Raw genomic sequence first — 19,027 nt, forward strand, 5'->3', positions numbered from 1 at the left:
CGACGAGCAGCCACGGTAGTCCTGCATCACGAAGTGAAGCATCCCAACCACGGCAACCTATCATCGTTTATATGCGCGAGACATCCCAATCGGCTATCCTAAAGTGCATCGCCCATGTGCACTTTTTGTCGATTCGTGTACACTGGTGTTGGACAGGCTCAGCCGCAATCGATCACGCCATTAGGAGACCTGATACATGCGGAAAGCAAAGGCGCATTCGCGCGCTTGGATGTGGATTGCAGCCGTCGCCCTTGTGCCGCGGCTGCTTGTCATTTTTACATACGGGCCACACATGTCGTTGCACAGCGACGATGCAGGCTATTATCGAAGTGCCGTATGGTTTTTGCAGTCAGGCACGCTATCGTATTACACGCCCGAGAAGCCCACTTTGCACATGATGCCTGGCATTACGTTTTTGCTCGCGGCCATCATCGCCCTTTTTGGCCAAGGGGCGTTCGGCTTGTATGTAGGGAAAATCGTGTTTGCCCTCATTGGCGCCGCCGGCGTCGTCGGCATTTATAAAACGGTCGGCAAGATCACGAGCCCGGCCTTTGCGGCCATCGTTGCGCTTGCGATTGCCCTGTATCCGCCGAGCGTCGAAATCGATACTTTGTTTCTCACAGAGCCACTGTTTACGGCCACGTTCGCCTGGGCTTTCTATTACTTGCTCAAGTTGGAGGAGACGAAAGCTCTGCGCGATCTCGTTTGGCTTTCCATCTTCTTTATGCTGGCGATGTATGTGCGACCAAACGTCGCGCTGTGGGCTGTCATCGGCATCCTGTACCTTGCCGCCAAGCGCTATCCAAGGCGTTTGCTCGTTCGCCACGCCGGTATTGCCGCAGCCATTGGCATTGCCTTCATGTTGCCGTGGTGGGTGCGCAACGAGGTGGTCTTTCACAAGTTTGTCTTGCTCACGGACGACAGTTGGAATCCGCTGCTACTTGGCACATTTCAGGGACAGGGCTATCCGCCGCCGGCCAATGAAGGTGCGGTGGAGCATCAGTTGTTGCGCGAGCACCCGAATCTTCGACCGCAGCGATTGCATGAGTTGCCGTGGTTTGCCTTAGAAAAGCAGGTCGCAATACAGCGCATCCGCGAATGGTTAAAGACGAATCCGCAGTCGTTTTGGCATACGTATCTATGGGTGAAGCCGCAGATTTTATGGCTCCGCGCGTATCTTCCAATTCCGATTTTTGGTATGAAAGGTGTGCAGTTGTTCAGTCTTCAGCGGTGGCTGGTCTATGTGTCCATCATTGGGCATGTTGTCGCCATGGTGTTTGCAAAAGGCCGGCGTTTGCAACTGTTGCTCGTCTGGGTAAGCCTGCTTTACTTCACCCTCTTGTTCTGTGTCTTCTTCGCATTTGAACGTTATAATGTGCCGATTGAATGGTTGATGTTGATGGGTGCACCGGCCGGGCTGTGGGCGTTTGTGCGTTGGCTGTTGCGGCCAATGGCAAAGCATAAACGGCGGCGCCGGCCCGCGGCAGGAAGGGCGTGATGAACCATGGGCGACAGATCTGTCGCGCTGTGGTATGACAAGCCAGCTGTGGCATGGACGGATGCCTTGCCTATCGGCAATGGCCGCTTGGGCGCAATGGTGTTTGGCGGCATTGAACACGAGCGGATTCATCTCAACGAGGACACGTTGTGGTCCGGCTACCCCCGCGCAGTAGCGGTGCCGCGAAAGGCTGAGGAGACCTTGCGTCAGGTGCGAGAGCTCGTCTTGGCAGGCCGCTATCAAGAGGCCCACGAGGCGAGTAGGGGACTGTCCGGCCCGTATAGCGAATCGTATTTGCCTCTTGGCTGGCTGGAATTGGTGTTTGAGCACGGAGATCTTACGCACGATTACCGGCGTAGCCTCGATTTGCGCACCGCCGTGGCGACGGTTTCCTATCGGATTGGCAGAACGCAGTTTACGCGAGAGATGTTTGTCTCGCATCCAGATGGGGCGATGGTCATTCACTTGACTGCGGATGGACCATTGCCTCTGGCATTCACGCTTTCCATGGGCAGCAAGTTGCGCCATGCCATCGCGGAAATGGCGGGCGATCTCGCGCTCACCGGCCAGGCGCCCATACATGTCACGCCCAGCTACGAAGTCGATGACCATCCTATTCAGTACGCCGCACCTGATGATCCGCGACCGATGCGGTTTGCGGCGCGGATTACTGTCGCTGCATGTGACGGGACGGTCGCTTGGTGCGGGAATGGGCTGCGGATCGAAGGTGCGACGCGAGTGACCTTGCTGCTTGGGGCAGGGACCAACTTTCGCGGCTTTGCACAATGGCCGGATCAGGCACTGGATGTGAGCGCTAACATCGGCCGGCGGCTTGCGGATTTGCGGACGACGCCATTTGCGGAGCTTAAGTCTCGACACGTGGCGGATCACCAAAGGCTGTTTGATCGCGTCGAATTTGTCTTGGCTGATCCACTGCCTGACGAGCACGAAGGCTATCGCGATTTGCCTACTGACCAACTGATTGCGCGCTATGGGGTCCATGACAAGAGGCTCGTCGAACTGTTGTTTCATTATGGGCGCTATTTGCTCATCGCCTCATCGCGGCCGGGCACACAGCCGGCGAATCTACAGGGGATTTGGAACGATGCGACGCGCCCGCCGTGGAGCAGCAACCTCACGTTAAACATCAATGCCGAGATGAACTACTGGCCTGTCGAGGTGTGCAATGTCGGTGAATGCCATGAGCCACTGTTGCGCATGATTGGCGAATTGGCGCAGACAGGCCGTGAAGTGGCGAAACGATATGGGTGCCGCGGTTGGGTGGCACATCATAACACGGACATTTGGCGGATGGCGCATGCCGCCGGGGGAGACGGGCGGGGAGATCCGGCCTGGTCGATGTGGCCGATGGCCGGGCCTTGGCTGTGTGCACATCTTTGGGAGCACTATTTATTCTCGCGCGATCACGCGTTCTTACGAGACGTCGCCTATCCGTTAATGCGCGACGCCGCTTTATTTTGCGTTGATTGGTTGGCATCCGATCCGTCGGGCAGAGGCCTCGCCATTCCGTCGACGTCACCGGAACACCATTTTGTCACACAAGATGGGCAGAAAGGCGCCGTTTCCGCCAGTTCGACCATGGACGTGATGCTTATGCGGGAACTGTTTTCCCACTGCATCGCGGCTGCGTCGACGCTTGGCGTCGATGCCGAGCTCTGCGCTGAGTGGGCCGCATGGCAGGAGCGATTACGGCCCCTTCGCATCGGACGCGACGGCAGACTGCAGGAGTGGATGGAAGACTGGCAGGACGGAGAACCTCAGCACCGCCATCTATCGCATCTATATGCACTCTATCCGGGATATCAGTTGACATGGCCCGATTGCGCGGAGTTACGTGCCGCTGCGCGCAAATCGCTGATCGATCGCGGTGAGGGTGGCACAGGCTGGAGCCTTGCCTGGAAAGTCTGTCTGTTTGCACGCTTGGGAGAGGGCAATGCGGCATGGCGCTTTCTTGGCAAGATGCTGACGTTGGTCGAGGATACCGCGTATGGCGAGGGCGGCGGGGTGTACCGCAATTTGTTTGATGCGCACCCACCTTTTCAGATTGACGGGAATTTTGGCGTGATCGCAGGGATTGCGGAAATGTTGGTGCAATCGCACCGAGGCGAGATACACGTGCTGCCGGCGCTTCCGGATGCGTGGCCGCGCGGGCGCGTGCGCGGATTGCGTTGCCGGGGCGGATATACAATCGACATTGCATGGGAAGGTGGTCGGTGGCACACGGTGGCACTGGACGCGGAGAGATTGGCACGCTGCGTCGTGCGACTTACCGATGCAGATGACGCTGTAGTGACCACGGACGGGGATGGAGAAGTTGCCGTGGACAGAGTCGACGGAACCCTTGCTTTTGCCGTGACGGCGGGGATGCGCTACCACATTCGGCGCAAATCCGAAAGCTGACGGCAGGAGCTGGGTCGCACGTCGCTCCTGCCGCAAGACCTGCCTCAGCCTGGATATGGCTGCAGGGACGATGCCATTTGCAAGGCCGATGTAATGGGTGACGAGGCAGAGCTGGTTGTCTGCACCTGATAAACGTTGCCATTGGCACTCCAGACCAGCGTGACGGTCAAGTCCGTTCCCGAAGGATTGGCGTTATCGACGATGACTCGACCCGTTCCGTCGGGCTTTGGCAGACTCGACGCGGCCAGCTGTGTGACCAGTTTGTCCGCAATCGGCGTCGGCGGTACCGACGTGTTTTCGTTGACGACCTGGCACGTCCAGCTGCCGTTTGTCCAGTGAATGACGGTCGATCCACCGCTTGATGAGAGCGCAGCCGACTGGTTGTTCGGCAGAACGATGCCACTGCCGCCAGACGCGGGCTTGCCGCCTTTAAGCGCGCTTGCGAACGTATTGACGTTCTGGATTGCCGTCTGCGTATTTGCAAAATGGTCGATCTCGTAAGACGCATAGGTTTGCCCGCCCGCTGTGAAGCTCACATGGTACCCGGCCAAAAATTGCGGGCCGTTTGTCGTCGGTACCGTCTCATGGGCGTCGTACGAGGGATTGCCTCCCGACGTCGGTTGAGGCACGAACGTCGGCGCATCCGCGCCTGGGAATCCATTTGTTCCAAGCGAGGTCATCGCCTGTGTGACGATGGACGGGAAATTGCCGGAAACTTTCACGGTGCCCGTCCCGTTGGACGAGTCGTTGTTGCTGCCGCCAGACGACGAGTTGTTGGCAGGACTCTGGCTGCCGCTGTTGGATGTCCCGTTGGTTGTTGTGTTGGATTGGTTAGAGCTCGTGTTGTTCTCCGTTCCGGCCGTATTGTTTGCCCCACTTGCCGAGGGTGACGGCGTGGCCGTATTCGCAGGGCTGGTGGCCGTTTGGCCACCGCATCCTGTCAATACCAGGGCGCTGCCCAAAACGGCGAAGGCGGCAATCGCGACCTTGCGATGTTGTGGCATAGAAAATCCTCCTCGGATAGGGCAGCCTGGGCTGCCGGATGCAGATGTCAAGTAGAGGTCCCATCAGCGTGACCTATGTCAGATTCGACATGGTTTGCTGGATTTCCTGTTTGGGTTTCCCGTTGTTGGGTGTGGCCTACCGGTACTTGCAACTCATTCACGTTGTGGTACACTACTCTCCATACACACTTTCTCCAACCAAATGACATCAAGGGCCGAATCCTGCCGCTGGCAGGAACGGGGGAACCAATTATTGGGGTGAATTGCAGGCGAACGCCCAATTCGTTTGCATAGGCGCCGAGGGTGCCGAATCCGTCAGCTAACCTCGTAGGCGAATAAGTGTGTGTTTGGATCTTCCGCATCAATCATCTTTCTTAATTTCAGCACTCGTGTGACGAAGATCTCCTGCCTGATTGTTCGACAGCTTTGGGGAAGGAGCGGATATGACAAAGGCCATCGAATTTATTTCCGTTTGCAAAGATTTTAGTGGAAAAAGTATCGTTCACGATCTGAACCTGTCCATCGAAAAAGGCAACTTGGTGACGTTGATTGGACCGTCCGGGTGTGGGAAAACAACCACTTTAAAGATGATCAATCGTTTGATTGAGCCCACGAGTGGGACTGTTTCTGTCCATGGCGTCGATATCTCGCGCATAGATCCCGTGGAATTGCGGCGCGAAATTGGCTACGTCATTCAACAGATTGGGCTTTTTCCGCACCTGACCATTGAAGAAAACATCAGCTTGGTGCCTCGCATGAAGGGACAGCGTAAGGATGTGTGCGTAAAGCGGGCGTATGAGCTGTTGGATTTAATGGGGATGGATCCGGCAGTGTTTGCCTCGCGCTATCCGAAGGAACTAAGCGGCGGCCAGCAGCAGCGCGTTGGCGTAGCACGGGCGCTTGCGGCCGACCCAGAGATCATTTTGATGGATGAGCCGTTCAGTGCGTTAGATCCCATCAGTCGCGAACAATTACAAGACGAGATCGCAAAGCTGCAGGCAGAGCTTCAAAAGACGATTGTCTTCGTCACACACGACATGGATGAAGCGTTGAAGATTGCGGACCAAATCGTTCTTATGCAGCACGGGAAGATCATTCAACAAGATGTACCGGAACAGATTTTGCGGCACCCCAAGAACGATTTCGTCCGGCAATTTGTCGGCGAAAAGCGGTTTGCCCAGGCGGCGACGCGGGCGACAATCGAAGATGCCATCGTGCAGGCTGTCACAGTTCGCCCGCATCGGGGCATTGCCGAGTGCATTCAGTTGATGCGGACCAGAAGAGTGAACGGGTTGATTGTGACGGATCGCAGCGGCCGTTATCTTGGGGTCGTCGATGCGATGCGCGTGCTTGGCTCGTTTGCCGACGAAGGCGCGACGGCGGCGACGGTGATGGACGCCAGCGTGCCTGTCATTCAGCCGGGGACGGACGTCGCACACGTGATTGCGCTGTTGCAGGCGGACGGTCACGGATTTTTGCCGGTGGTCGACGGCGAGGAGCGGTTATTGGGCGCCGTAACTCGTGGTAGCGTGCTGAAGCTGATGACACCGACCGGCGGGGAGGTGCATGAGGATGCCGCTTTGGCAAGCGTTTAACAGCAATTGGGGAGCCTTGGGGACGGCGCTTGGCCAGCATATTTACTTAAGCGTCCTTTCCATTCTCATTGCTTCTGCCATTGCCATTCCGCTTGGCGTCTACATCACGGGGCATCCCCGCTTGGCGAATGTGGCGCTCACGGTGGTGTCCATCATTCAAACGATTCCGAGCCTTGCGTTGCTCGGCTTTATGGTGCCGTTGTTCGGCATTGGTACGGTGCCGGCCGTGATCGCGCTCGTACTTTATGCTCTGCTGCCGATTGTTCGAAACACGTACACAGGGATCATGGAAGTGGATCAGAGTCTGATAGAGGCGGCAAGAGGCATGGGCATGACGAAGTGGCAAACGCTCTTTCGCGTTCAGTTGCCGCTTGCGCGCAACGTCATGATGGCGGGGCTGCGCACCGCCACGGTGTTGACGATTGGCGTGGCGACGTTGGCGACGTTTATCGGCGCTGGCGGCCTCGGCGATTTAATCATGCGGGGCGTCAACATGATCGATCCGCCATTGATTCTGGTTGGGGCGATTCCGGCAGCGTTGCTTGCCATCGTGTTCGATCAACTGTTGCACTGGATTGATCGGCGAATGACGCCAAGAGGGCTGAGATGAAGAGACGGGTTTATCTGCTAGGGAGGTAGTGGTTTGCGTAGATTTGGGCGTTACGGAAGGTCGCTACTTGGGTTTTTCTCAGGGCGTCGCCAGCTGCGAACCGCCAGTTATTCCGCCATTTCGTTGGCGCTGATCGCAGCCGTTACAGGTTGTGGAACGGGCGGGGCCAGTAACAGCAACACGATTGTCATCGGCGGCAAAAACTTTACGGAACAGCTCATTATGGCGAATGTCTTGAAGTTGTTGATCCAACACGACGATCCGAAACTGCACGTGGTCATGAAAGACAACTTGGATACGAATGTGCTGTGGAACGCAATGAAAAATGGCGATGTCGATGCGTATGTCGAATACACAGGAACAGGTCTGGTCAACATCCTGCACGACAAAGTAACCCAGGATCCAAACAAGGCTTATGACGAAGTGAAGCAGCAGTTTGAGCAGAAGTATCATATCACCTGGTTAAAACCGATTGGATTTAACGACACCTATGCGATGGTGATGCGCGCAAGCGAAGCGAAACGCCTCGGCATTTCAACGCTCTCCCAACTTGCGGCCAAGTCCCCGTCGCTGACGCTCGGTTCGGAGCAGAACTTCGTCAGCCGCGCCGACGGCTTGCCTGGATTGGAAAAGGTGTATGACGCTCACTTTAAATCGGTGAAGACCATGGAGGTTGGGCTGAAATACGAAGCCCTGATCGACAAAAAGGTGGATGTCGTCGATGGCTATTCGACGGATCCGGAAATCCCTGAGTATCATCTGACAGTGTTACAAGACAATCGGCACTTTTTCCCGCCTTATTACGCGGTCCCTATCGTTCGAGACAGTACGCTAAAGGCGCATCCCGAACTGCGAGGCATCTTGAACAAACTGGCAGGGACGCTAGACGACAGCCAGATGCAGCAGCTCAACGCCGAAGTGGATGTCGACAAAAAGTCGCCATCTGAGGTGGCGAAAGAATGGCTCACCGCGAAAGGCCTGATTTAAAGTTCATCGTCACGAATGTAAACGAAGCCCGCCTGCGCGCGGGCTTCTTCGTGCACTCTGGTGGCTATTTGCACAACGATGCTCTTGCGGGGTGACAGCTTATATGCAGATGTGGAAAACAGTTCAACATTTTGTGGCGACACATGTCATGGGTGCAGAACACATATCCTGGGATGCTTTGCGGATTGTTGCCCTGCTGATTGGGGCAAAAGTTTTCATCCACGTATCTTGTAAGGTTTTGCGCAAAATCATTTATTCGCGAAATAAGTTGGACGAGCGTCGGCAACATACGTTGAATTCGCTTTTTACCAACATCGTTCGCTACTCGGTGTACTTTATCCTATTGCTCACCATCCTTCCCATTGTGGGCGTGCACATTGAGGCGCTTCTCGCCGGAGCGGGCGTTGCTGGCATTGCTATTGCCTTTGGCGCGCAAAGCTTGCTGAAGGACTTTTTTAACGGGCTCTTCATCTTGTTTGAGGATCAGTATGGCGTCGGTGACTATGTGACGATTAATGGGCTGACCGGCCAGGTCAAATCCATCGGTTTGCGCATCACGGTGCTCAAAATATGGACAGGCGAGGTGGTGGTGATACCCAATGGGCAAATCACGCAGGTTGTGAACTGTTCCAAGGAGAATTCCATTGCCGTGATCGATGTGAATGTGGGATACAACGCGGATGCAGATCTGGCCATCTCCATCGTGCGCGATGTCATGGAACAACTCCGGAAAACGCAAAGCAATATCGTGGGAAGTATCGATGTCCTTGGCATGAATGCGCTCAACGACTCCAATTACACGATCCGCGCGACGGCCGAGTGTGAGCCGTACACGCAGTGGAGCGTGATGCGTTTGGCGAATCAATGGATCCATCGGGCCTTTGCGGAACATGGAATCGACTTGCCGGCACAAAAGGTCGTCTATATGCAAGGCGGGCACAAGCCCGTGCAGGCTTGACGGGCTGAGGGGACCGCCTGCGGCGGCGTCCCCTCGCAAGGGCCTTACGGGATTGCGCTTACAACACCCGTTTTCCGAACAAAGATTCCACGAGTTCGACGGCCATGCGTCCCGTTTGATTGCGGTGGTCGAGAATGGGGTTAACTTCGACGACGTCGACAGACAAAAGCGTACCGGACTCGGACAAAAGTTCCATGGCAAGGTGTCCTTCGCGATAGGTCACGCCACCATTGACCGGTGTCCCGACGCCCGGGGCGAACATGGGATCCAGGCCGTCCAGGTCCAGGCTGAGATGGATGCCGTCCGTCCCCGTTGCCGCAAGCTCAATCGCTTTGCGCATGACGGCGTCCATGCCCATCCGATCGATGTCGGCCATGGTGAATACGTGCACGCCTGATTGACGAATCAGTTCGGCTTCGGGCGGATCGATGGAGCGAACCCCGACCAGGACGACATTCTCCGGCTGCACCTTTGGGCGAATGCCGAATAGGCCCGTGAGCGCCTCGTGCCCGATGCCGATGCTTGCTGCTAGCGGCATGCCGTGGATGTTCCCGGAAGGCGTGGTTTCGTCTGTGTTCATGTCGCCATGCGCGTCAAACCAGATCACGCCGAATTGCTTCTTGGCAGCGGCCATGCCAGCCAGGCTGCCCATGGCAATGCTGTGATCGCCCCCAAGAATGACAGGGGTGTATCCGTTTCCGACGGCATCGCGCACCCGCTCAGCCAAGGCCTCGCAGACCGAGACGACCTCTTTGAGATATTTCAGCTTTTGATGCTCAATGTGCCGCGTTTCCGGGGTTGGCACCATGACATCGCCAAGATCGCGGACACGGTAGCCGAGACGCTCAAGTTTCTCCTTGAGGCCGGCATAGCGGATGGCGCTTGGCCCCATGTCGACGCCGCGGCGGTTTTGGCCGTAGTCGGACGGTACGCCGATAATGTGAATCTCCTTCATGTCCGTTCCCTGCTTTCCTTACAAAATGGGTGAGCCACTCGCCAGGCGGCTGGGCTTAGAGCCAGCCGCGCAGCTGTGTAGCTTGTGCCGTACGTTCAATGCCTGTCATGTACGCAGCCAGGCGCATATCCACCTGATGGCGCACCGACGTGGCGTAGACCTTTTCAAACGACTGGCGCATGGCTTGTGCCAAACGCTGTTCCACTTCTTCGCGCGTCCAGTAATACCCCTGGTTATTCTGAACCCATTCGAAGTACGATACCGTCACGCCGCCGGAGTTGGCAAGTACGTCTGGCACCAGCAAAATACCGCGATCGCTCAGGATGCGTGTCGCTTCCAGGGTCGTCGGCCCATTCGCCGCTTCCACAACGATGGCTGCCTGAATGCGATCCGCGTTATCTGCCGTGATCTGGTTTTCGATCGCGGCGGGCACCAAGATGTCACACGGCTTCTCAAGCAATTCTTGATTGCTGATGGTATTTTGAAAGCGCGTCGTCACGGTGCCAAACGAGTCGCGTTGTTCGAGCAGATCAGGAATTGGCAAACCTCGTTCGTCGTACAGTGCGCCGTATGCGTCGCTGATCCCAACCACGCGGGCGCCCTGCTCGTGCAAAAACTGTGCCAGATAGCTGCCGGCGTTGCCGAAGCCTTGGATGATCACGCGGGTTCCTTGCAGTTGCATCGCGCGCCGTCTTGCCGCCTCCTCGATGCAGATGAGCACGCCTCGCGCCGTCGCCGTCTCCCTTCCTTCCGATCCGCCGAGCACCCGCGGCTTGCCGGTGATAAAGCCGGGTGAATCGAATTCGCGCAGGTGGCTGTATTCGTCCATCATCCACGCCATGATCTGCGAATTGGTGAACACGTCAGGCGCAGGGATATCTTTTGTCGGACCGACAATTTGGCTAATGGCCCGAACGTATCCGCGGCTGACGCGCTCGAGCTCGGCGAACGACATCTGGCGCGGATCGCAGACGACACCGCCTTTGCCACCGCCATAAGGCAAGCCGTTGATGCCGCACTTGATGGTCATCCAAAGCGAGAGTGCCTTGACTTCCGACTCATTGACATCAGGGTGAAAGCGAACGCCGCCTTTGGTCGGGCCAACCGCGTCCGAGTGCTGGGCGCGGTAACCCGTAAAGATCTGCACACTGCCATCGTCCATGCGGACGGGAAAGCGCACGGTGAGCATGCGTAGCGGTTCTTTAAGCAGTTCATAGTACTGCGGCCCGTAGCCGAGTTGTTCGAGGGCTGCGCGGATCACGGTCTGTGCCGAGCGCAGGACATCCATCTCTTGATTCGCATCATGGATTAAAGAGTCGGCAATCATGGTGTCACCTCGGTGAGTACGCGTTCAATTCGTGCAAGTGCCCAGTCCAGTTCTTCCTCGCGGATGACGAGGGGCGGGGCCAAGCGGATGGTTGTATCGTGCGTCTCTTTGCAGAGCAATCCTTCTTGTTTCAAGCGTTCGCAATAGGGGCGAGCTTTGGTGGTGAGCTCGACCCCGACGAACAGACCGCGGCCACGCACCTCTTTCACCACCGGGCTGTGCACATTGCGAAGGCGGGAAAGAAACGCCGCTCCGAGCGTGCGCGAGCGCTCGACGAGATCCTCGTCTTCCAACACGTCAAGTGCGGCCACGGCAACCGCGGCGCCAAGAGGATTGCCGCCGAACGTCGAACCGTGCGATCCCGGCTCAAAGACCCCAAGGACTTCTTCGTCCGCTGCGACAGCCGACACGGGGAACACGCCGCCGCCGAGGGCTTTGCCAATGATGTACACATCAGGAACCACTTGTTCCCATTCACAAGCGAACATTTTCCCGGTGCGTCCCAGACCTGTCTGAATTTCATCGGCGACAAAGAGGACGTTGTTCTGCTTACACAGTTCATGCGCCGCGCGCAGATACCCATCCGGCGGCAACACAATGCCAGCTTCCCCTTGAATCGGCTCCACCAAAAAGGCCGCGGTGTTTGGCGTGATGGCCGCGCGCAACGCCGCGATGTCGCCGTAGGGGACGATGCGGAAGCCAGGCGTCAGTGGGCCAAAGCCGCGTTGGTACTCGGCGTCCGACGAGAACGAGATGATGGTTGTCGTGCGTCCATGAAAGTTCCCTTCGCAGACGATGATTTCAGCCTGATCCGCAGGCACGTGTTTCACGTCATACGCCCAGCGGCGCGCCGCCTTAATGGCCGTTTCAACCGCTTCTGCGCCTGTATTCATTGGCAAAATCATCGGCTTGCCGGTGAGTTTGGCCAATCGTTCATACATGCGCCCAAGTTTGTCGTTGTAAAACGCGCGCGAGGTCAGTGTGATTTGATCCGCCTGATCTTTGAGGGCGGCGATGATTTTCGGGTGGCGATGGCCTTGATTGAGCGCCGAATACGCGCTCAACATGTCCAGGTAACGGTTGCCGTCTTCATCCCAAACCCAGACACCTTCGCCTTTGACCAGTACAACTGGCAGTGGGTTGTAGTTTTTCGCTCCATATGTTTGCTCCAAACGCAGTGCTTTGGAGGTCTGTGCCTGATCCGTCATGGGATGCTCATCCTCTCTCATCTGAATCTGCGGCCCGGGGGGTAAGGCCCCCGTTTTGGCAAACGCCTTACTACAATAATTCGGAGCTGGCCTTCGGTTGTGTGAACAACAGCAAGTAGTCCGGGCCACCCGCTTTGGAGTCGGTGCCCGACATGTTAAAGCCACCAAACGGATGGACGCCCACGATGGCGCCCGTGCACTTGCGGTTAAAGTATAGGTTGCCCACGTGGAATTTGCGCCGTGCATAGGCAATGTGCGAACGGTCATGGGTCAGGACGGATCCTGTCAGCCCGAATTCCGTTTGGTTGGCAATCGCAATGGCCTCTTCAAAGCTCATCGATTTGGTGAAGGCGACAACCGGCCCGAAAATCTCCTCTTGCATCAGGCGCGAAGAGGGTGCAACATCCGCGAAAACGGTCGGTTCAATAAAGTAGCCCGCGTCTGCAGATGCGCCGCCGCCAGCCACCAGCCGCCCTTCTTGCTTGCCGATCTCGATATAACTCGTCACCTTCGCGAATGCCTTCTGGTCGATGACCGGGCCGGTGAAATGCGCCATCTCGCGCACGTCGCCCACCTTGAGTTCGCGCGTCAATGCGGCGACCCGTTCGACGAGCGGATCGTACAGCGAAGCATGTGCGATGACGCGCGAGCACGCCGAACACTTCTGGCCGGAAAAGCCGAATGCGGATTGAACAATGGTGCGCGCAGCCAGGTCGATATCATACCCTGCATCGACCACGATGGCGTCTTTGCCACCCATTTCTGCGACAAACCGCTTGATCCAGCGCTGACCCGGGATGCGCTTTGCCGCAAGCTCATTCATGCGCAAGCCGACATCTTTCGATCCGGTGAACGAAATGAAGCGAATGTCTGCGTGCTCGACCAGCAGGTCGCCAATTTCCTCCGGATCGCCAGGGACGAAGTTGACGACGCCGGCTGGCATACCGGCCTCCAGCAAAGCCTCCACCATCTTGTACGCGATGACCGGCGTTTGGCTTGCGGGTTTAAGCAGCACGGTGTTGCCGGCGACGACGGCCGAGACGGTCATTCCTGTGACAATGGCCAAGGGAAAGTTCCACGGCGGAATGATGGCGCCGACGCCAAGTGGGATGTATTCCATATGATTGTCTTCTCCAGCAAACGGCGTCAAAAGGGCATCGGCACGCTGCGCCAACGCGAGCATTTGGCGGCCATAGTACTCGAGAAAATCGATGGCTTCTGCCGTATCTGCATCGGCTTCCGCGTGGCTCTTGCCAGCTTCGAGCAGCATCCAAGCCGAGAATTCGTGCTTGCGTCGGCGCAGAATGGCCGCCGTCTTAAACAGAAGCGAAGCCCGTTCCACGACTGGCACCTCGGACCAGATTGCAAAAGCCTCTTGTGCGCAACGAAGGGCCCGTTCAATCTCTGCCTTTCCAGCTTTCGCGACACGTCCGACCAATTCGGTTTTTGCGGACGGATTGTACGACTCGAGGTAGCGACCGGTATCGACAGTCTGTCCGCCAATAATGAGTGGATACGTTTGGCCGACCTGCTCTTGCACACGCGCGAGCGCAGCTGCAAACGCCTCCTGGTGATGTGGTGCAGAGAAGTCCGTTAAAGGTTCGGGACGGTATGGTATCATGCCAGATCCTCCTTGATAGAGAAGAAAGCAGTTGTGCGAAACGCTTGCTCACTCCATATTGGAAGCAAGAATCGTGCCAACGTGAGCGCGAGTTGATCCATTTGGCACGCAGAACGGAAGTCGGTTGCAGAGTCTGTACCGGGCGTGCAAACTGTACTTGCAGGGCAGTTTCACACAACTTTCGTATGAATGGATAACTGCGCTGTATATTGATACACGGCTTTCGGCGTCGACTTTGCTGCACGCGAAGGCGGGTGTAGGGATGTCGAGTTCGCAATTGCCGAGTTCGCAATCAATTTGCTGGATAGGGGAACGTGACGTGGAAGACGCTGTTCGCTTGCGACTGCTTGAGGGACTTCTTAAGGGACTGGACGAAGGTGTTCACATCATTGATGCCAATGGTATGACTGTTTATTACAACCGGAAAATGGCTGATATAGAAGGCATGCGGCCGGAGGACGTGATCGGCAAGCGGATCGAAGACGTGTTCACATTTCCGGATGCCGCAGGCAGTACATTGCTGCAGGCCGTGCGCTTGCGCCTGGCTCGCGAAAATGTGAAACAAACGTATTTTAATCAAAGTGGTAAAGCTATCACGACGGTGAACCGGACGTATCCAATCATTGCCGACGGAGGCGTTTTTGGCGCTGTTGAGATTGCTCGCGATGTGACGCCGGTCGAACGGCTGCAAAATCAGCTTCTCGGCCAGTCGGGCGTTCGCTACACATTCGCTTCAATCGTCGGTAGTAGTCCAGTGCTCCGGGAAGTGGTGGAGCAGGCGATGCGGGCGGCACGCACGGATTCGTCCGTCCTCATCATTGGCGAAACGGGGACCGGAAAGGAGCTGTTTGCGCAGAGTGTACACGCGGCGAGCGGCCGAAGCCAAGGGCCTTTTGTTTCGCAAAATTGTGCTGCGATCCCGGATTCGCTCATGGAAGGGCTGCTTTTTGGCACGGCGCGCGGCGCGTTCACGGGGGCGGTGGACCGACCTGGGTTGCTCGAACAGGCGGATGGCGGAACGCTTCTTCTCGACGAGCTAAACTCGTTGAGTCCGCCACTGCAGGCCAAACTGCTGCGCGTCCTGCAGGAACGGGCGGTGCGCCGAGTGGGCGAATTAAAGGACCGGCATATCGATGTTCGCATTCTCGCGACCATCAATGAGGATCCGCTACAGGCCATCGCGGCAGGACGCCTGCGGGAGGATTTATACTATCGACTGAGCGTCGTTGCGCTGTTGATCCCGCCGCTGCGCGAGCGTAAAGAAGACATTGCGCAACTGGTCGAGGTGTTTATTGAAAAACTGAATCGTCGCTTTGGCTTGGCGGTGGAACGGATGCATCCGACGTTGCGACAGGCGTTTCTGGCATACGATTGGCCAGGCAATGTACGCGAGTTGGAACATACCGTCGAAGGTGCGATGAATTTACTACAGGATGAACGTGAACTCTGCCTGTCTCATGTGCCACTTCATCTACGCCGCAAATTGGAACGCGCTCTGCAAGAAAACGCACCGCGAGAAGCGAAGGCGGGGGTGGGGGCGGATCGCAAACAGGATACGTTCGCCACGCGGGATGAAACCTCTGGTGCGGAGGGAGATGCGGCGGATGAAGGCACACGGGGGATGGACTTTGCGTCTCGTACACAGGACGAGCGAGTAGCGGCGCGCGTCGGGACATGGCGGGAACGAGTCCAACAGGCGGAGCGCCAGATCTTGATGGAGGTGCTCGCGCGTCACGGTGGGAATGTTTCTGCCACTGCACGAGAACTGGGGCTCAGTCGCCAGAACTTGCAGTATTGGCTTCGTGAATTAGCTGTCGATCCGGCCGTGTACCGCAAGTAGTGTGCATGCTTATGCACACTTAGGGCCACCCACGACGATGCAAAGCCTGCTTGCAGATGAAAAGCGCGTTTGCACCTTTTTCTTTGTTGCAGCGGCGTGTTTTTCCACGGCGGGATAGCTTTGCTGCGCCTTCAGACGGCTGATCCAGCTTTGCATGTGGTGAGAGGGATCCTGCAACGGTACTTGGCACGATTCTTGCTGTGATTTATGATCACAAAGCTGTTTCTCACGTATGGTTGTAAGCGTTATCATTGTCTTGGCGAGGGAGAGTGGAGCGATGCAGCAACTTGATCAGATTATGGAAAAGGAGTCGCATTTGCGGCGAGGCATGCACGCACGACACATGTTTATGATCTCGATTGGCGGAGTGATTGGCACGGGCCTGTTCTTGAGCTCGGGCTACACCGTCAATCAAGCAGGTCCAGGTGGCGCCGTGCTCGCGTACGTGATTGGGGGCATCATTGTTTCGATTGTCATGATGTGTTTGGGCGAATTGGCGACTGCCATGCCGGTGGCCGGATCGTTCAAGACGTACGCGCAGGAATTTATCAGTCCTGCCATTGGTTATCTGAGTGCCTGGTTATATTGGCTTAACGGTGCGTTCACCATTGGCGGCGAGTGGATAGCAGCGACCATCATCATTCACCAATACCTGCCTGGCGTTCCCTTATGGGTCTGGTATGCCTTGTTTGCGGTGATATATTTGGCGCTCAATGTCACCCGGGTCGGCGTATACGGCGAGTCGGAGTTTTGGTTCGCCAGCATTAAGGTGTTTGGTATTGTCGCTGCTTGTATTGCGGGCATTCTAGCAATTTTTGGGCTCACCGGTCACCGCGCCATCGGCCTGCACAACTACACGGGACAGGGTGGCTTATTCCCACACGGCATCGGCGCGGTGTTCATGGCTCTTGTACCGGTTAGCTTCGCCTACAGTGGCACGGAGTTAATCGGCATTGCCGCGGGAGAAAGCAAAGATCCGGCTCGCTCTGTGCCGCGCGCGGTACGCAGTACGAGCGTTCGCACCTTGTTGTTCTATGTCATCGCCATGATTGTCTTAGTTGGTATCATTCCTTGGCAAAAAGCGGGTTTAAATGACAGCCCATTCGCGACCATCTTTCAGGTTGCAGGCATCCCGTATGCGCGCCTGATTATGGACATGATTGTCATTACTTCGGCGCTTTCCGCCGGATCGTCCTGGACTTATGCTTCGTCGCGCCTTCTTTGGTCGATGGCGCTCGACGGGATGGCTCCACGCTTTTTAACGCGCTTAAGCAAAGCACAGGTTCCCGTCTGGTCAGTGCTTGCCACCCTTGTCATTGGTACATTATCTTTGTGGATTTACCAGGTTTCTCCGAATACGCTGTATTTGTGGATTGTCTCTGGCATCGGTTTGATTGCTGTCTTGTCTTGGGCGATTATTTGCGCTTCGCAAATTGGCTTCCGGCGCAAGTATGTACGCGAGGGAGGCGATGTCCGCGCCTTGGCGTATCGCACGCCACTCTTTCCCATCCTGCCGATCGCTGGTGTCGTGTTAAATTTGGCCATTGCAGTTAGCCTTCTCTTCATTCCAGGGCAGCGTATGGCCATTTACGCTGGTGTTCCCATCATTGTCATCGTTCTACTCAGTTATTATCTTTTCTATCGCCGGCGCAGCCAGGTTTCGGTGAATCAGCAAACGATGACGGAGTGATAGGCATGAATATGGCGTTTCGCGGTGACATGGAGCAGAGTCAGAGGCTTGTCATGACCGCCGATATGCGTCAGGCACTGGCTGTCTTACAGGCTTCGTCCACTGAACTTGTTGACATGCTGGAAGAGATGGCGCAAGACAATCCCTGCTTGGAATGGGAGTGGCCGTGGGCCATGACTGCAAGCGGGTTTGTCGGATTAGGCGCCGCGACGCCAGGGCGTGCTGATCTGATCCAGCAAATAGCGGAACGTCCCTCGCTTGCAGACGAGATTTGTCGGCAGTTGCGCACGCTGTCACTCGCGCCAAGCACGCTGCGCGTTGCCGAGCAACTTGCGCACAGCCTGGATGAGCGCGGATATTTCACCGATCCACTGGACGTAACGGCCGTTCGCCTCGACGTTTCTACGGAGGAAGTCGAGAGGGCCTTAGTTGCGCTACAGAGTTGTGAGCCTTTGGGGGTGGGGGCGCGCAATGTCGAGGAGTGCCTGCTCTTGCAACTGGAACGCATCGATCCGCCGTATCGCGCCTTGGCTCGCAAGCTCCTTCCGCATCTGACCGAACTTGCGCAGGGGAAATTGCGCGTCGTTGCACGGAACTGTAATGCGTCATTGGATGACATCTATGAAGTGTTAGCGCAGTTTCGGCGGCTAACGCCGCGCCCGGGTGCGGCTTGGGACAGGGAGCCGTTCGCCTTGGCGCCGCCAGATGTCATCGTCGAACGCGCTGGCGAAACGTTTGTCGTTCGCGTGCAGGAAAGTGCCGAGCCCCGCCTCTGGGTCTCGCCATCTTACCGATCACTCTTTGCATCCGGTGGCGCGGAGGTGCGCGCTTTCCTGGGCGCACGTCTGCGAGCCATCGAGCGGATGGCCAAAGCTATCGAAACGCGGCGCATGACGATGTTACGGGTGGCGGAAGTCATTGTTGCGCGGCAACAGCCGTTTTTCCAATGCGGCCCGGGACATATGCGTCCACTCACGCTGCGCGAGGTGGCGCAAGAGTTGGATATCCACGAGTCCACCGTGAGCCGCGCGCTTCGCAACAAGAGCATGAAGACGCCGTACGGGGTGTGGGCGATGGACGCATTTTTCCCGGCCCAATTGGCCACATCCGGCCTTTCTGCAGAAGCGGTACAGCATGTGCTCCGTTCGCTGGTAGCTAGGGAAGATACCCGAAAGCCGCTGTCGGATGCCGAGATCGCAAAGTGCATGGCGCAACAGGGCATTGTCCTGTCGCGCCGCACGGTTGCAAAATATCGCGAGCAGATGGGGATCCCGAGTTCGCAAAAGCGGCGACGATAGGCGGGAGCAACCATG

The 19,027-nt window shown here is 56.8% G+C and carries 15 protein-coding genes and 1 riboswitch; of the genes, 10 read left to right on the top strand and 5 right to left on the bottom strand.

Annotation, left to right across the window (positions count from 1 at the left end):
* The first annotated feature begins 196 nt into the window (after positions 1-196).
* Both QMF38_RS10885 and QMF38_RS10890 read left to right on the top strand, forming a co-directional pair.
* On the top strand, positions 197-1,498 hold the full coding sequence (locus tag QMF38_RS10885) for a glycosyltransferase family 39 protein (RefSeq protein WP_281759440.1): 1,302 nt from the start codon (positions 197-199) through the stop codon (positions 1,496-1,498).
* Between the two features lie 6 nt (positions 1,499-1,504).
* Entirely contained in the window at positions 1,505-3,919 is a 2,415-nt protein-coding gene (locus QMF38_RS10890) for a glycoside hydrolase family 95 protein (protein WP_281759441.1), read from the top strand.
* Between the two features lie 44 nt (positions 3,920-3,963).
* Here the strand turns inward: QMF38_RS10890 and QMF38_RS10895 are convergent, their stop codons facing one another.
* Positions 3,964-4,923 carry a hypothetical protein gene (locus QMF38_RS10895; RefSeq protein ID WP_281759442.1) on the bottom strand — a complete coding sequence of 320 codons (960 nt, stop codon included), beginning with the start codon at positions 4,921-4,923 and terminating at the stop codon, positions 3,964-3,966.
* Positions 4,924-5,126: 203 nt separating this feature from the next.
* Positions 5,127-5,272, top strand: a riboswitch (cyclic di-AMP (ydaO/yuaA leader).
* A 94-nt stretch (positions 5,273-5,366) separates the two neighbouring features.
* Here QMF38_RS10895 and QMF38_RS10900 point away from each other — a divergent pair.
* The 5 genes from QMF38_RS10900 to QMF38_RS10920 are packed head-to-tail and all read left to right on the top strand — an operon-like array spanning position 5,367 to position 9,073.
* Entirely contained in the window at positions 5,367-6,518 is a 1,152-nt protein-coding gene (locus QMF38_RS10900; RefSeq protein WP_281759443.1) for a betaine/proline/choline family ABC transporter ATP-binding protein, read from the top strand.
* Positions 6,496-7,128, top strand: coding sequence for an ABC transporter permease (locus tag QMF38_RS10905; protein WP_281759444.1), 633 nt, complete (start codon positions 6,496-6,498; stop codon positions 7,126-7,128). The genes QMF38_RS10900 and QMF38_RS10905 overlap by 23 nt, the downstream gene beginning before the upstream one ends.
* A 33-nt stretch (positions 7,129-7,161) precedes the next feature.
* Positions 7,162-8,115 carry an ABC transporter substrate-binding protein gene (locus QMF38_RS10910; RefSeq protein ID WP_281759445.1) on the top strand — a complete coding sequence of 318 codons (954 nt, stop codon included), beginning with the start codon at positions 7,162-7,164 and terminating at the stop codon, positions 8,113-8,115.
* Positions 8,088-8,210, top strand: coding sequence for a hypothetical protein (locus tag QMF38_RS10915; RefSeq protein WP_281759446.1), 123 nt, complete (start codon positions 8,088-8,090; stop codon positions 8,208-8,210). The genes QMF38_RS10910 and QMF38_RS10915 overlap by 28 nt, the downstream gene beginning before the upstream one ends.
* 8 nt (positions 8,211-8,218) lie before the next feature.
* Entirely contained in the window at positions 8,219-9,073 is an 855-nt protein-coding gene (locus QMF38_RS10920) for a mechanosensitive ion channel family protein (RefSeq protein WP_281759447.1), read from the top strand.
* Between the two features lie 58 nt (positions 9,074-9,131).
* On the opposite strand, the gene rocF is transcribed toward QMF38_RS10920, so the two are convergent.
* The 4 genes from rocF to pruA form a co-directional block, all read right to left on the bottom strand.
* Positions 9,132-10,028 (bottom strand): arginase, encoded by an 897-nt coding sequence (gene rocF / locus QMF38_RS10925; protein ID WP_058094298.1) that lies wholly within the window; start codon positions 10,026-10,028, stop codon positions 9,132-9,134.
* Between the two features lie 55 nt (positions 10,029-10,083).
* Positions 10,084-11,355, bottom strand: coding sequence for a Glu/Leu/Phe/Val family dehydrogenase (locus QMF38_RS10930; RefSeq protein WP_281759448.1), 1,272 nt, complete (start codon positions 11,353-11,355; stop codon positions 10,084-10,086).
* Complete coding sequence (locus tag QMF38_RS10935; protein ID WP_281759449.1) at positions 11,352-12,563, bottom strand: ornithine--oxo-acid transaminase; 1,212 nt, start codon at positions 12,561-12,563, stop codon at positions 11,352-11,354. The genes QMF38_RS10930 and QMF38_RS10935 overlap by 4 nt, the downstream gene beginning before the upstream one ends.
* A 70-nt stretch (positions 12,564-12,633) precedes the next feature.
* Complete coding sequence (gene pruA, locus QMF38_RS10940; RefSeq protein WP_281759450.1) at positions 12,634-14,184, bottom strand: L-glutamate gamma-semialdehyde dehydrogenase; 1,551 nt, start codon at positions 14,182-14,184, stop codon at positions 12,634-12,636.
* 262 nt (positions 14,185-14,446) lie between these two features.
* On the opposite strand from pruA, the gene QMF38_RS10945 reads away from it, so the two are divergent.
* The 3 genes from QMF38_RS10945 (at position 14,447) to rpoN (ending at position 19,012) form a co-directional block, all read left to right on the top strand.
* The gene (locus tag QMF38_RS10945) at positions 14,447-16,024 is read left to right on the top strand and encodes a sigma-54 interaction domain-containing protein (RefSeq protein WP_452038981.1); all 1,578 of its coding nucleotides are present in this window, start codon (positions 14,447-14,449) and stop codon (positions 16,022-16,024) included.
* Between the two features lie 277 nt (positions 16,025-16,301).
* The gene (locus QMF38_RS10950; RefSeq protein ID WP_006445839.1) at positions 16,302-17,714 is read left to right on the top strand and encodes an amino acid permease; all 1,413 of its coding nucleotides are present in this window, start codon (positions 16,302-16,304) and stop codon (positions 17,712-17,714) included.
* A gap of 5 nt (positions 17,715-17,719) precedes the next feature.
* A complete protein-coding gene (rpoN, locus tag QMF38_RS10955) occupies positions 17,720-19,012 on the top strand; it encodes an RNA polymerase factor sigma-54 (RefSeq protein WP_281759452.1) in 1,293 nt (430 codons plus the stop codon).
* Positions 19,013-19,027: the final 15 nt, after the last annotated feature.

It is taken from the genome of Alicyclobacillus hesperidum subsp. aegles, from assembly GCF_027923525.1.
Taxonomy (GTDB): Bacteria; Bacillota; Bacilli; order Alicyclobacillales; family Alicyclobacillaceae; genus Alicyclobacillus; species Alicyclobacillus aegles.

Bases quoted from the DNA above. Each gene is read 5' to 3' on its own strand.
- QMF38_RS10885 (WP_281759440.1), top strand. From the start codon at position 197: ATGCGGAAAGCAAAGGCGCATTCGCGCGCTTGGATGTGGATTGCAGCC.
- QMF38_RS10890 (WP_281759441.1), top strand. From the start codon at position 1,505: ATGGGCGACAGATCTGTCGCGCTGTGGTATGACAAGCCAGCTGTGGCA.
- QMF38_RS10895 (WP_281759442.1), bottom strand. From the start codon at position 4,923: ATGCCACAACATCGCAAGGTCGCGATTGCCGCCTTCGCCGTTTTGGGC.
- QMF38_RS10900 (WP_281759443.1), top strand. From the start codon at position 5,367: ATGACAAAGGCCATCGAATTTATTTCCGTTTGCAAAGATTTTAGTGGA.
- QMF38_RS10905 (WP_281759444.1), top strand. From the start codon at position 6,496: ATGCCGCTTTGGCAAGCGTTTAACAGCAATTGGGGAGCCTTGGGGACG.
- QMF38_RS10915 (WP_281759446.1), top strand. From the start codon at position 8,088: ATGGCTCACCGCGAAAGGCCTGATTTAAAGTTCATCGTCACGAATGTA.
- QMF38_RS10920 (WP_281759447.1), top strand. From the start codon at position 8,219: ATGCAGATGTGGAAAACAGTTCAACATTTTGTGGCGACACATGTCATG.
- rocF (WP_058094298.1), bottom strand. From the start codon at position 10,028: ATGAAGGAGATTCACATTATCGGCGTACCGTCCGACTACGGCCAAAAC.
- QMF38_RS10930 (WP_281759448.1), bottom strand. From the start codon at position 11,355: ATGATTGCCGACTCTTTAATCCATGATGCGAATCAAGAGATGGATGTC.
- QMF38_RS10935 (WP_281759449.1), bottom strand. From the start codon at position 12,563: ATGACGGATCAGGCACAGACCTCCAAAGCACTGCGTTTGGAGCAAACA.
- pruA (WP_281759450.1), bottom strand. From the start codon at position 14,184: ATGATACCATACCGTCCCGAACCTTTAACGGACTTCTCTGCACCACAT.
- QMF38_RS10945 (WP_452038981.1), top strand. From the start codon at position 14,447: ATGTCGAGTTCGCAATTGCCGAGTTCGCAATCAATTTGCTGGATAGGG.
- QMF38_RS10950 (WP_006445839.1), top strand. From the start codon at position 16,302: ATGCAGCAACTTGATCAGATTATGGAAAAGGAGTCGCATTTGCGGCGA.
- rpoN (WP_281759452.1), top strand. From the start codon at position 17,720: ATGAATATGGCGTTTCGCGGTGACATGGAGCAGAGTCAGAGGCTTGTC.